Annotated in this window: 12 protein-coding genes; all 12 read right to left on the bottom strand. The window is 71.6% G+C overall.

The window, feature by feature from the left end; all coding sequences use genetic code 11:
• The gene (rpsP, locus tag ABD295_RS03075) at positions 1 to 621 is read right to left on the bottom strand and encodes a 30S ribosomal protein S16 (RefSeq protein ID WP_425573944.1); all 621 of its coding nucleotides are present in this window, start codon (positions 619 to 621) and stop codon (positions 1 to 3) included.
• A gap of 151 nt (positions 622 to 772) precedes the next feature.
• A complete protein-coding gene (locus ABD295_RS03070) occupies positions 773 to 1429 on the bottom strand; it encodes a GNAT family N-acetyltransferase (protein ID WP_344302138.1) in 657 nt (218 codons plus the stop codon).
• Positions 1426 to 2508 carry an amidohydrolase family protein gene (locus tag ABD295_RS03065; protein WP_344302137.1) on the bottom strand — a complete coding sequence of 361 codons (1083 nt, stop codon included), beginning with the start codon at positions 2506 to 2508 and terminating at the stop codon, positions 1426 to 1428. Before ABD295_RS03065 ends, ABD295_RS03070 begins: the two co-directional genes overlap by 4 nt.
• Before the next feature lie 102 nt (positions 2509 to 2610).
• Positions 2611 to 3873, bottom strand: coding sequence for a serine--tRNA ligase (serS, locus tag ABD295_RS03060; protein WP_344302136.1), 1263 nt, complete (start codon positions 3871 to 3873; stop codon positions 2611 to 2613).
• A gap of 522 nt (positions 3874 to 4395) precedes the next feature.
• Positions 4396 to 4767, bottom strand: a complete 372-nt coding sequence (locus tag ABD295_RS03055; RefSeq protein ID WP_344302135.1) for a hypothetical protein — start codon at positions 4765 to 4767, stop codon at positions 4396 to 4398.
• A gap of 16 nt (positions 4768 to 4783) precedes the next feature.
• Positions 4784 to 6358: a signal recognition particle protein gene (gene ffh / locus ABD295_RS03050; protein ID WP_344302134.1), complete on the bottom strand. Its 1575-nt coding sequence runs from the start codon at positions 6356 to 6358 to the stop codon at positions 4784 to 4786.
• 106 nt (positions 6359 to 6464) lie between these two features.
• The gene (locus ABD295_RS03045; RefSeq protein ID WP_344302133.1) at positions 6465 to 8687 is read right to left on the bottom strand and encodes a [protein-PII] uridylyltransferase; all 2223 of its coding nucleotides are present in this window, start codon (positions 8685 to 8687) and stop codon (positions 6465 to 6467) included.
• Positions 8688 to 8784: 97 nt separating this feature from the next.
• Entirely contained in the window at positions 8785 to 9123 is a 339-nt protein-coding gene (locus tag ABD295_RS03040) for a P-II family nitrogen regulator (RefSeq protein WP_344302132.1), read from the bottom strand.
• Positions 9120 to 10493, bottom strand: coding sequence for an ammonium transporter (locus tag ABD295_RS03035; protein WP_344302131.1), 1374 nt, complete (start codon positions 10491 to 10493; stop codon positions 9120 to 9122). Before ABD295_RS03035 ends, ABD295_RS03040 begins: the two co-directional genes overlap by 4 nt.
• Positions 10494 to 10766: 273 nt before the next feature.
• The gene (ftsY, locus tag ABD295_RS03030) at positions 10767 to 11918 is read right to left on the bottom strand and encodes a signal recognition particle-docking protein FtsY (protein ID WP_344302130.1); all 1152 of its coding nucleotides are present in this window, start codon (positions 11916 to 11918) and stop codon (positions 10767 to 10769) included.
• A 92-nt stretch (positions 11919 to 12010) separates the two neighbouring features.
• A complete protein-coding gene (locus ABD295_RS03025) occupies positions 12011 to 12262 on the bottom strand; it encodes a hypothetical protein (protein ID WP_344302129.1) in 252 nt (83 codons plus the stop codon).
• 89 nt (positions 12263 to 12351) lie between these two features.
• Positions 12352 to 13365, bottom strand: coding sequence for a DUF4037 domain-containing protein (locus tag ABD295_RS03020; protein ID WP_344302128.1), 1014 nt, complete (start codon positions 13363 to 13365; stop codon positions 12352 to 12354).
• Positions 13366 to 13375: the final 10 nt, after the last annotated feature.

Genomic DNA, 13375 nt, shown 5'->3' with positions numbered 1-13375 from the left:
TCAGGACTCGCTCTTGCCGGCGTCCTCGGCGGTGACCGTCTCAGCAGCCTCCGCCTCCTCCGCGGCGCCCTCGGGGGTCTCCGAAGCGGGGACCTGTGCAGGCGTCTCGGCGGGCGTCTCGGCGACGGCCTCGTCGGCCTTCGCCTCGTCGGCCTTCGCCTCGTCGGCCTTCGCCTCGTCGGCCTTCGCCTCGGCGGGCTTCTCAGCGCCCTTCTCCGCGGCGGGAGCCGACTTCTTGGCTGCGGCCTTCTTGGTCACGGCCTCGCCTCGGGGCTCGGACTGGGCGTCCTTGAGGGCCTCGTTGAAGACGTCCAGCTTGGACCTCTTCGGCTCCTTGACGCGCAGGGTGCCCTCGGCGCCCGGCTCACCCTTGAACTTCTGCCAGTCGCCGGTGACCTTGAGGATCGCGGCCACGGGCTCGGACGGCTGAGCGCCGACACCGAGCCAGTACTGCGCGCGGTCGGAGACCACCTCGATGAAGGACGGGTCCTCCTTGGGGTGGTACTTGCCGATCTCCTCGATGACGCGGCCGTCGCGCTTCTTGCGCGAGTCGACGACGACGATGCGGTACTGCGGCACCCGGATCTTGCCCAGGCGCTTCAAACGGATCTTGACGGACACGTGAGTGGTGTCTCCTCGGACTGTGGTGTGGAGTGAGACGCCGTTGCCCGGAGTGGGTTACCGGGGCGGAGCCTCGAAGGGCCGTACGGCGTCCGGGTGAGAGGGCCCGGACTCGCAGGACACGAGGGCTGATTCTGCCAGAACCGGGCGATCAGTCCGAATCCAGCCCGATCGAGCGCCTGAACGCCTCCACCCCGCTCACCTCGAGGGGATGCTCACCGCGGACGAAGGCCTCCGGGGTCAGCAGCAGCTGGATCGTCGTCGCCGCCTCGCCGGGACGTCGCTCCCGCCGGATCCGGCCGTTCTCGACGTACCCGACCTTGCGCGACACCGCCTGCGACGACGGGTTGTCGGTGAAGGCCCCGGACGTGATCTGCACGGCGTCCAGGTGGTCGAAGACGAAGGCGCACATCACCTGGCGCATGGCCGTGCCGATGCCGCGGCCCTGGTGACCCAGACCCAGCCAGGAGCCGGTCTCGCCGGAGCGGGTGACGAGGTACTTCGACGTGTCGAAGCCCTGCACGCCGACCAGCCGGCCGTCGTACCAGACCCCGAGGTTGAGGCTCCACGAGTCGGGCGAGAAGTCGGCACGGGTGCGCCAGTGGTACTGCGCGAACGCGGTCGGCAGGCGGTCACGGTCCACGTCGGTCCACGGGAAGGTGAACGGCATCCGCTCGGGCGGGTGCACGCCGGCGGCGACGACGTCGACGAGCGTGGCGAGATCCTCGTCGCGCAGCCCGCGCAGCTCGAGCGGGCCGGCGGACACGCGCAGTCCCAGCATGGGCAGCAGGTCGGGGACGGCGGTCACGCGACGACCCTGCCGACGACCTTGCCGCGGAGCACGATCGCCGTCGGCTCGCGCAGGACGGAGAGGTCCGCGAGCGGGTCGCGGGGGTAGACGACGAAGTCGGCGGGAGCTCCCTCGTCGAGGGTGGCGTTCCAGCCCAGCCACTCCCGGGCCCGCCACGAAGCGGCGCCGAGCGCGTAGGCGGCCGGCATCCCGAGCCCGGCCAGCGCAATGACCTCTCCGGCCAGGTTGCCGTGCTTGCTGATGCCGCCGCCGTCGGAGCCGGCGTAGAGCGCGACACCGGCGTCGTACGCCGACATCAGGGTGTCCCGGGTGCGCTCGTGCAGGTCGGTCATCGTGGCGGCGTACGCCGGGAAGCGGGTCGCCGCTGCGGCGTACTCGGGGAACTTGGCCAGCTGCATCACCGTCGGCACCAGGGCGGTGCCGCGCGCGACCATCTCGTCGATGAGGTCGGTCGTGAGCCCGGTGCCGTGCTCGATGCAGTCGATCCCGGCCCCGATCAGTCCCGGAAGCACCTCGTGGCCGAAGCAGTGCGCGGTCACCTTGGCGCCCTCCGCGTGGGCGGCGGCGATCGCCGCGGCGAAGGCCTCGGCGGGGAACGACGGGGCGAGGTCGCCGGAGTCGCGGGAGATCCAGTCCCCCACGAGCTTGACCCAGCCGTCGCCGGACCTGGCCTCCCGGGCGACGGTGCCGACCAGGTCCTCGGGCTCGACCTCGTGGGCGTAGCCGCGGATGTAGCGCTTGGTCCGGCCGACGTGCCGGCCGGCCCGGATCAGCCTCGGCAGGTCGTCGCGGTCGTGGATCCAGCGCGTGTCCGCCGCGCTGCCGGCGTCGCGGATGAGCAGCGCACCGCCGTCGCGGTCCTGGATCGCCTGGGCCTCCGTCTCGGCTTCGTCGACTGCGCCGTCGTCGCCGAGGCCGAGGTGGCAGTGCGCGTCGACGAGCCCCGGCACGATCCAGCCCCGGGCCACCGTCTCGGCACCCGCTTGCGGCTCGAGCGTGATGCGCCCGTCGACGACGTGGAGGTCGCGTGCCTCGCCGTCGGGGAGGACAGGACCGGAGAAGCGCTGGACCGTCACGAGGCGACGCTATCCGAGGGCAACTTCAGCGCAATTGCGCTGTTGTGGCGCCCGTGACGCCCCGCGAGCGGCCACTACCGTTCAATTGCGCGGAAATGGCCCTCAGAGGACGGCCCGACCACCGAGGTAGGGACGCAGCGGCTCGGGGACGGTCACGGTGCCATCGGCGTTCTGGTGGTTCTCGACCAGGGCAGCGACCAGCCGGGGCGTGGCGATGGCGGTGTTGTTGAGGGTGTGCACGTGCTTGACCGTGCCGTCGCTGTCGCGGTAGCGCAGGTCGGCGCGGCGGGCCTGCCAGTCGTGGAGGGTGGAGCAGCTGTGCGTCTCGCGGAAGGTGTGCAGGGACGGGAACCACGTGTTGATGTCGTTCATGCGGAACTTGCCGATACCCATGTCGCCGGTCGCGCACTCGACGACCTCGTAGGCGAGCCCCAGCGCCTGGAGGAGCGACTCGGCGCAGTCGAGGAGCGTGGCGTGCCAGCGCTCGGACTCGGCGTCGTCGGCCTCGCAGAGGATGAACTGCTCGACCTTCTCGAACTGGTGCACGCGGACCAGACCGCGCACGTCGCGGCTGGCGCTGCCGATCTCCCGGCGGAAGCACGGTGAGATGCCCGCGTACTTGATCGGCAGTCGGGCCTTGTCGAGGATCTCCCCCGCGTGCAGCCCGACGAGCGCGACCTCGGCGGTGCCCGCCAGGAAGAGGTTGTCCGCGGGCAGCTCGTAGGTCTCCTCGCGTCCCTTGGGGAACATGCCGGTGCCGACCAGCGCCATCTCGCGCACCAGCGACGGCACCGAGATCGGCGTGAAGTCGCGCGTCACGAGCACGTCGAGGGCGTAGGACAGCAGGGCTCTCTCGAGCAGCACGGCGTCACCGACGAGGGCGTACGCGCGCTCACCCGCGACGTTGCGGGCGCGGGCGAACTCGGCCCAGCCCCGCTGCTCGAGCAGGGTGATGTGGTCCAGCGGCTCGAAGTCGAAGACCGGCGGCTCCCCGACCTTCTTGATCACGACGTTGTCGGACTCGTCGGCGCCGACGGGCGCGCCCTCCCACGGGATCCCCGGGGTCAGCAGCATCAGCTCGTCGAGCTCGGCCTGCTTCGCGGCCAGGTCGTCCTTGTCCTTCTGCAGGCCGGCGTCGATGCGTGCGATCTCCTCGCGAAGCCTCGCGCGGGTCTCCTCGTCGGCGCGGCCGAACTCCTTGGACAGCCGCTTCTTCTCCGCCTGGGCGGCCTCGGAGCTGCCCTTGAGACGGCGCACCTCGGCGTCGAGAGCGAGCAGGGCGTCGACGTCGAGGTCGATCCCCTTCGCCTCCACCGCCCGCTTGACGAGGTCGGGGTCGTCACGGATCAGTCGAAGGTCGAGCACGCCGGTCATAGTAGGCGGTCGGCTCGGCGGGACGGTGGGCCGCCGCGGCGAAGCGGCCAGGGTCCCGATCGGCTGACACCCGCGTCCGCTGACCGGTCCAATCTGGGTCTGGACGTCGGGCCCCGAACCGGACATCATACTTTTGTCCCCCCGATGACGACCGGTTCACCGTCCCAGGGGTTTCCATGCACGCGATCTCGTCGATCAGGGCTGACCTGACAACGGTTTCCGCAGCTCGCCCCCAGCCGTCATCACAGCTTCGTCGCTTCCTCGCCGGCGGTGACCCTGACACCGCAGGGCGAGACTCCAGGACTCGCGGAGACCAGCAGCTCCGCGTCCTGACCGGACCGTCGGCGACCCCATGCGCCGATGTTCCTCGTCGCCGAGGCCGGCCGGACGCGCGCCCGGCCGGCCTCGGCTGACCCTCTCGGGTCACTGGCTCCCCTGCCCCGGTCCCGGGCTGACCCCTGTCGGCTCGGGCCCGGCGGGGTCGCCCTCTGTCGGGGCTCGTGAACCGGTGGCTCAGAGCCTCTCGAGCAGCCAGGTCGGCCCCAACGTGGTCGCGCCGAGGGCGTGCACGCGGTCCTTCAACCGGCGGTCGGCGGTGACGACGGCGACCACCCTGCCCTTCTCGACGCCGAGCCGGGCCTCCCGCACGATCGTGTCGTCGCCGTTGCCGGGCGCGTGCACGGTGCGGAGGTGGGCGTCGCGACCCGCTCGGACGCCCTGCTTCGCCTGCCCCTCGAGCACCAGCACCACGTCGTCGTACGACGTGTCGGCGGTCATCAGGCTCTCGTGCAGCCGCGCCGCGGCGCCTGCACGGTCCTTCCACCACTCGCCGGCCGGGTCCGCGCCGACGACGTTGGCGCCGTCGACGACCAGGAGGGTGCGCACGGGGACGGTCGAGGGCTCAGTTGAGGTACTTGGAGAAGTCCTTGGGCAGGTTGAGCGCCGCCGCGGCCTTCTCGTAGTCCATGTCCTCGCCCTCGCCATCCATCGACTGAGTGCCGAAGGGGTTGGTGGGCGGGGCCGCTGACTTCTCCTGGGCCTTCTTGGCCTGCTGAGCGGCCTTGGCGGGGTTGCCGGAGACGCGGCGGCCCTTGGCGGGCTTCTGCTTCTGCTTGTTCTTCCGGCCGCCCGCTGCGGCGAAGCCCGGCATCCCGGGGAGGGACGGCATGCCGCCGCCCTGTGCGAACTGCATCATCATCTTGCGGGCCTCGAAGAACCGGTCGACGAGCTGGTTGACGTCGGTGACGGTGCGACCCGAGCCGCGCGCGATCCGCTGGCGCCGCGAGCCGTCGATGATCTTGGGGTCGTCGCGCTCCGCCGGTGTCATCGACTGGATGATCGCCTGGATTCGGTCGATCTCGCGCTCGTCGAAGTTCTCGAGCTGGTCGCGGAACTGACCCATGCCGGGCAACATCCCCATGATCTTGGACATCGACCCGAGCTTGCGCACCTGCTGCATCTGCTGCAGGAAGTCGTCGAGGGTGAAGTCGCCCTTGCCGGTGAGCTTCTCGGCGGCCTTGAGGGCCTGCTCGTGGTCGAAGGTCTTCTCGGCCTGCTCGATCAGGGTGAGCATGTCGCCCATGTCGAGGATCCGGCCGGCCATCCGGTCGGGGTGGAAGAGGTCGAAGTCGGTGAGCTTCTCGCCCGCCGAGGCGAACATCACCGGCTTGCCGGTGACCGAGCGGATCGACAGGGCCGCGCCACCGCGTGCGTCGCCGTCGAGCTTGGTCAGCACCACACCGTCGAACCCGACGCCCTCGAGGAAGGCCTGCGCGGTCGTGACCGCGTCCTGGCCGATCATCGCGTCGACGACGAAGAGCACCTCGTCGGGCTGGACCGCGTCACGGATGTCGGCCGCCTGCTGCATCAGCTCCGCGTCCACGCCGAGCCGGCCGGCGGTGTCGACGATCACGACGTCGTAGAGCTTGCGCTTGGCCTCGTCGATCGAGGCCCGTGCGACGGCCACGGGGTCACCGACACCGTTGCCCGGCTCAGGGGCGAAGACCGGCACCCCGGCGCGCTCCCCGTTGATCTGGAGCTGGTTGACGGCGTTGGGGCGCTGGAGGTCGGCGGCCACCAGGACGGGGGCCTTGCCCTGCTCCTTGAGCCACAGCGCCAGCTTGGCGGCGAGCGTGGTCTTGCCGGCGCCCTGGAGGCCGGCGAGCAGGATGACGGTGGGCCCGGACTTGGCGTAGCGCAGGCGGCGCGTCTCGCCGCCGAGGATCGTGACCAGCTCCTCGTTGACGATCTTGACGATCTGCTGGGCCGGGTTGAGGGCCCCGCTCACCTCCTCGCCGCGCGCCCGGTCCTTGACCGCGGCGACGAACTCCTTGACCACCGGCAGCGCGACGTCGGCCTCGAGCAGCGCGATGCGGATCTCGCGTGCGGTCGCGTCGATGTCGGCCTCGGAGAGCCGGCCCTTGCCGCGAAGGTTCTTGAAGGTGTCGGCGAGCCGGTCGGAGAGCGTGGCGAACAAGTGGGGAGTCCTCGGGTACGTCGTGCGGGTGTCCTGCTTGGTGGCTCCTCAGCCTAACCGCCGAGGGTTGTCATGGCGGCCTCGCCCGCGTCCGGCCGGCGCACGGTCAGCCGCCGAGGACCGCCCGCACGGCGTGGGCGACCTGGGCGGACCTGTCGTCGGACAGCACACCCGCGTGCGCCTCCTGCACGTAGAACACGTCGACGGCCTGCGGGCCGAGCGTTGCGACGTGGGCGGAGCGGACGGTGACGTCGAGGTCGGCGAGCGCGACCAGCACGAGGTAGAGCACCCCCGGTCGGTCGGTCGCCCGCACCTCGAGCACCGTCGCCCCGTGGGCCGCGTCGGACCGGACGCTGACGCGAGGGGCCAGCCCCTCGGCGGTGATCCTGGACAGCCGCGTGCGGGCGTCGAGCCGACCTTCGACGATCGCGGTGAAGCGCTGGCGGAGCACGCGCGGGTCGAGCACCTCCTCGTCGACCTCCCAGACGGCAACGGCGTGCTCCCCCTGCAGCCAGGTGCGCGCCGCCCGCACGGACGAGCGCTGCAGTGCCAGCATCGCGGCGCCGTCGGCCAGCAGGCCCACCCGGTCCTTCGCGATGACCGTCACCCGTGACCCCCGGTCGGTCTCGTCGACCTCGATGCTCACGGCGCCCTTGCGGACCGCCCGGGGGATCTTCACCTCAGGTGGCGGCGTGCTCACGACCGAAGCCGCGGCCGGGCTGCTCTCGAAGGAGTCGCGGGCCGCCGCACCCACCCGGAGCACGAGCGAGGACCGCCACTTCGACCACGCCTGCGGAGAGGTCGCGCGCGCGTCCGCCTCGGTCAGCGCCATGAGCAGCGACACCGCCTCGGCCGACCCGAGGCGCGAGGTGATGTGCTGCAGCGTCGCAGGGTCCTCGGGGTCCCGGGTGGTCGCGGTCTCCGCCAGCAGCAGGTGCCAGCGCACCAGGAGCGCGACGAGGTCGACGGCCTCGGCGTCGTACCCCATGCGCGTGGCGACGCTCCTCGCGATCGGCTCACCGGCGACGCTGTGCTCGGTCAGACCGCCCTTGCCGATGTCGTGGAGAAGAGCGGCGATCATGAGCACGTCGGGTCTGCGCACCGACCGGATCAGGGCGGAGGCCTCCAGGCACGTCTCGACCACGTGCCGGTCGATGGTGAAGCGATGGATCTCCGACGCGTGCGGCTGCAGGCGGATGCGTTCCCACTCCGGCAGCACCGAGGCGAGGGCGCCGGTCTCCTCGAGGGTCTCCCACACGTGCAGCAGTCCGGGTCCGGCCGCGAGAAGGCGCACGAGCAGCTGTCGCGCCTCCTCGGGCCACGGCTCGGGCAACGGCGCGGACTCCCGCGCCAGCCGGGCCGCCGTCGCCGGCGCGAGGACGAGGTCACGCTCGGCGGCCTCCGCGGCCGCCCGCAGCAGGAGCACGGGGTCGTGGTCGGGTCGGGCGCCGGCATCGAGGACGACCTCCCCGGACGCGGTCGCCACCCCGGCGGCGACCGGCACCAGGCCGGGGCCGCGGGTCCCCGGTCGCGACGCGGGCTTGTCCAGCACGGCGTCGACGCGGCGCCAGGTGAGCCGGCTCAGGTGGGTGATGCGGCGGCCGAGCTCGCGCACGTGGCGCTGCGCCGCGTCCGCGTCGTCGAGACCCAGGCGAGCCGACAGGTCCTCCCAGGCCTCGGGACCCACCCGGTCGGTGGGACGGCCGGCCACCTCGTGCAGGTGGTCGCGCACGTCGAGCAGGGCCAGCCGAGACCGCTCCAGCGCGACGTGCGGCACGTCGACGAGCCACGTCGCGACCAGTGCCTTCAGGACGACGGTGTCGCGCAGCCCGCCCTCGGCCTCCTTGAGGTCCGGGACCGACAGGTGGGCGAGCTCGCCGAGCCGGTCGTGGCGCGACCGCACCAGCTCGCGCAGCGCCGGCATCCGCGTGCGGGCTCGTTGGCGCCAGTCGGCGAGCATCGTGGTGCGCAGCCGCAGGGTGAGGCTCGGGTCGCCGGCCAGGTGGCGTACGTCGAGCAGCCCGAGCGCGACGCGCACGTCCTCTTGAGCGGCGGCCACCATCTCCGAGAGCGACCGCACCGAGTGGTCCATCCGGACGCCGGCGTCCCAGAGCGGGTACCACACCCTCTCGGCCACCGCCCCGGGCGCGACGGCGTCGTCGTGCACGAGCACGAGGTCGAGATCGGAGTAGGGCGCCTGCTCGCGGCGGCCGAAGCCGCCGACCGCCACCAGCGCGACCCCGACGAGCGGGCCGCCGGCGCCGGCGTACGCGGTCGCGCAGAGCTCGTCCGCGCGATCGGCGCGCGCTGCACGCTCGGCTGCGGTCACGCGTCACCTCCTGGTCTCGGCCCGGTGGGAGCTCTCGGGCATGAGTGCGCCCGGCCGGAGGCCCGGCCGGGCACAGCTCTCGCGTGCGTCGGTCTCCCTAGAGCGCAGCCCCGTCGCGCTCTCCCGTGCGAACCCTGACGACGGTCTCGACCGGGCTCACCCAGACCTTGCCGTCACCGATCCGGCCGGTCTGCGCGGTCTTGACGACGATGCCGGTGATGTCCTCGACGTCGGCGTCGTCGACCACGATCTCGATGCGGATCTTCGGCACGAGCGCGATGTCGTACTCCGCACCCCGGTAGACCTCGGTGTGCCCCTTCTGCCGGCCGTAGCCGCTGACCTCCGAGACCGTCATGCCGGTGACGCCGAAGGTCTCGAGAGCCTCGCGGACGTCTTCCCACTTGTGCGGCTTGATCACCGCGGTGACGAGCTTCATGCGTTCGCTCCCTCGTTCTCCTTGGACTCGGTCGTCGACCCAGGCGCCCCAGAAGACCCAGACGACCCAGACGACCCGGACGCGCTGCCGACCATGACCGTACGACGGGCACTGCCCGGTCCGATCTCGTAGGCGGACTCGCCGTGCTCGGCGAAGTCGATGCCGTCGATCTCGTCCTCCTCGTCGACCCGCAGCCCGATGACCGCCTTGACGATCAGGGCGACGATGACCGTCGCCACACCGGACCAGAGCATCGCGATCAGCGCGACCAGGACCTGCAGGACGAGCTGGGAGGCTCCCCCGCCGTAGAACAGTCCGGTGCTGGTGGCCAGGAAGCCGGCGCCGATGGTGCCGACGAGACCTCCGACCAGGTGCACGCCGACCACGTCGAGCGCGTCGTCGTAGCCGAACCGGTACTTCAGGCCCACCGCCAGGGCGCAGAGCGCGCCGGCCACGAGGCCGAGGATGATCGACCCGACCGGCGACAGGGCGCCACAGGCAGGGGTGATCGCGACCAGGCCGGCCACCACGCCGGACGCGGCGCCGAGCGAGGTGGCCTTGCCGTGCCGGACCTTCTCGACCGCGAGCCAGCCTAGGATCGCGGCGGCCGTCGCGACGGTGGTGTTCAGCCAGACCAGGCTGGTCTCGCTCAGGAACTGCTCGGCGTCGGCCTCGGGGCTGGAGCCGCCGAAGACGATCGAGCCGACGTTGAAGCCGTACCAGCCGAGCCACAGCAGGCCCGCGCCGATCATGGTCAGCGTCAGGTTGTGCGGACGCATCGGTTCCTTGAGGAAGCCGATCCGCTTGCCGAGCATCACGGCGAGCACCAGGCCCGCGACACCGGCGTTGATGTGCACGACCGTGCCGCCCGCGTAGTCGATCGGGAGCGGGTCGCCGTCGAAGAGCAGCGCCGCGAGGCCGTTCTCGGCCGTGCCCAGGAAGCCGCCGCCCCAGACCATGTGGGCGATCGGGAAGTAGGACAGAGTGAGCCAGAGCGGGACGAAGAGCATCCAGGCCGAGAACTTCATCCGGTCGGCCACCGCGCCGCTGATGAGGGCCGCGGTGATGACGGCGAAGGTCAGCTGGAAGCCGACGAAGATGTAGTCCTGACCGCTGACCCCGTCGAGGCCGAAGAGCGAGAACGGGTTGGCGAAGAGCATGCCGACGTCGGACGGGCCGAAGGACATCGACCAGCCCCACAGCACGTAGATGATGGCCGCGATGCCCATCGTGCCGAACGACATCATCATCATGTTCAGCACTGACTTCGAACGGCTCATGCCGCCGTAGAACAGTGCCAGCGCCGGCGTGGTCATCATGATGACCAGGGACGCCGCCACCAGCATCCAGGCGTGGTAGCCGTAGTCCATGGAACCTCCAAGGATCGAGTTATGGGAGGCGGCCTGGCCACGATGACCGGCCACCCGATGCCAGAACCCTCACCGAGCGAGGTTTCGTCGTACGCCGTCGCGTGTTGCGGTCAGGCAACGACCGTGCGGCGTCTGTTACACCCGTGTGAACGGCATCCCTGACCCGTCGAGATCCCCGGCCTGTCGAGATCCCCGGCCTGTCGAGATCGTCGGCCTGTCGGGCTCGTCGGCCTGTCGAGATCGTCGGGCTCGTCGGGCTCGTCGGGAGCTGCGTCAGCCGAGCAGGGCGTCGACGAACGCTGCGGCGTCGAAGGGCGCCAGGTCGTCGGGGCCCTCGCCGAGGCCGACCAGCTTGACGGGCACGCCGAGCTGTTGCTGGACCGCGACCACGATGCCGCCCTTGGCCGAGCCGTCGAGCTTGGTGAGCACGACCCCGGTGACGTCGACGACCTCGGAGAAGACCTTGGCCTGCACGAGACCGTTCTGACCGGTCGTCGCATCGAGGACGAGCAGCACCTCGGTGACCGGGGCCTGCTTCTCGATGACCCGCTTGACCTTGCCGAGCTCGTCCATCAGGCCGGCCTTGTTCTGCAGGCGTCCCGCGGTGTCGACGATGACGGTGTCGATCCCGCGGTCCACGGCGGACTTGACCGCGTCGAACGCGACGCTCGCCGGGTCGGTGCCCTCGCCCCCGCGGACCACCTCGACGCCGACCCGTTCGCCCCACGTCGCGAGCTGGTCGACGGCGGCGGCGCGGAAGGTGTCGGCGGCGCCGAGCACGACCGAGCGGTCCTCGGCCACCAGGATGCGGGCGATCTTGCCGACGGTCGTGGTCTTGCCGGCGCCGTTGACCCCGACGACGAGGAGGACTCCCGGGTTTCCGTCGCCCGTCACCGCCAGGCGACGGTCGAGGCCGGGGTCGACGAGGGCGATGAGCTCCTCACGGAGCACCGCGCGCACGTCGGGGCGCTCCCCACTCTTGGCGCCGCCCTCGACGCGAAGGCGGGTGCGCAGGTTGGTCACCACCTGCTGCGTGGGCGCGACGCCGAGGTCGGCGGTCAGCAGCACGTCCTCGATGGACTCCCAGGTGTCCTCGTCGAGCTTGTCGCGCGAGAGCAGCCCGAGCAGACCGCGACCGAGCGCCCCCTGGGAGCTCGCCAGTCGCTGCCGCAGCCGCACCAACCGGGATGCGGTGCTCTCCGGCCTCTCGAGAGCCGGAGCGGGCGGTGCCTCGACCGTGGCCGCCGGGACCTCGGCAACGGCGGTGTCGGCGGCGGGCGGCGCCGCCTTCGACGGCGAGATGACATCGGTCGAACGGCCCTGCACCGAGGGCGGTCGTCGACGTCCCGTCGTCAGCAGCCCGGCCACCAGGGCGATCGCCACGACGGCGATGCCGATGATCAGAGCGAGGGTCTCACCAGCCATGCGCCGATCCAATCACGGGCGGCAGCAGCCACCGATTCGCGGGGACCGGTCGATCAGGCGGCCCGATAAGGCGGCGCGATCAGGCGGCCCGATCAGGGGCGCGCGTGGCGCCCGGCGACCGGCGTGGGCGGGATGCGCCCCGAGGAGTCGGTCAGCTCGGCCGCGGGCAGCCGGTCGACATCCTCGACCGCGACGGTCGGAAGCGCGTCGACGGACTTGCGCATGGCGTCGCCCAGGATCGGGACGACGGGCAGCCGCTCGCCGCGGTGGGGGTACGCGACGTACACGACGACGGCGGCGGCGATCGCGACGATCACGATCATCGCGACGATGATGCTGGTCACGGGGAGCCTCCGAGGGGCAGGCGGCGGGGTCGTTTCCACCCTGGCACAAGCGTCGGGCGGGCTGCCAAACGTCGAGGTCAGGCCGCGTGTCACTCCAGCAGGCGCAGCAGCGCCGGCCGCGCCGACGGGGTCCAGAGAACCTCGCGCACCTGGTCGGCGCCGCCGAAGGGCCACGCGTCGGCGAGCGCGCGCACCTCGGGGTCGGTCACCTGCTCGAGCAACGCCTCGGGGAAGTCCCCCCACGGGACCGTGAACGGCCGGTCCCACATCCGCACGTCCTCCATCGGGACGGGTGCGGTGACGTTCAGCCGATCGTGCTGGGCCCCGAGCAGCCGGTAGACCTCGGACAGGGCGGCCTCCCGGGCAGGCCACCGATCGGCACGGAGTGCCCGCGTCAGCGGAGGCGTGAGGTCCGGGGCGCAGGCGAGCCGGGAGAACGCCGTGCCGAACCACTTGACGTACGGCGCGTAGGTGCGCTCCATCAGGAAGCAGAGCCGCATGGAGGCCTCGACCAGGCGGGCGCCGAGCAACGTGGACCCGAGCTCGTCCCCCACGTGACCGATCCGGCCCACGAGGTTGCCCTCCGGGTGCAACCGCCACCACGTGGCCGCCATCAGGAAGAGCCAGACGTCTCGCGGGTAGTAGGCGAACCGCGCCCGCACCTCGTCCAACCCGATGTCGTCGTGGAAGACGGCGCCCGACGTGAGCGTGACGAGCTGTTGCTCGGGGATGGTGAGCCAGTCGCGGGCCGACAGCCCAGGGTCCAGCTCGGCGTCGAGGTCGACGGCCAGCAACTCACGGACGTACGCCGCCGGTGTCGTGACGGCGACCTCGGTGGGCCGGCCGAGGAACCGCTCCGGTCGCGCCGCCTCGAGCAGCGCCGCGACCTCGTCGGTGCGTTCTTCGTCACGGACGAGGACGACGACCCGCGCCTCGTGGTTGTGGTCGCGGGACAGCTCGTCGTCGTAGCCGAGCACCTCGGACCCACGCCCGAGCAGGGCCGCGGCATAGGGGAGGCCGGGGACACCCCGGTCGAGCGCCGGCGCGACGTGCTCCTCGAAGAACGCCCGGCACAGCTCGCGGCCCCGGAGGTCGTCGACCACGAGGCGGACC

It is taken from the genome of Nocardioides bigeumensis, from assembly GCF_039531755.1.
GTDB classification, from domain to species: Bacteria; Actinomycetota; Actinomycetes; order Propionibacteriales; family Nocardioidaceae; genus Nocardioides; species Nocardioides bigeumensis.
Note: the sequence above shows the minus strand (reverse complement) of the source record. Positions and strands in the feature narration are given on the sequence as shown.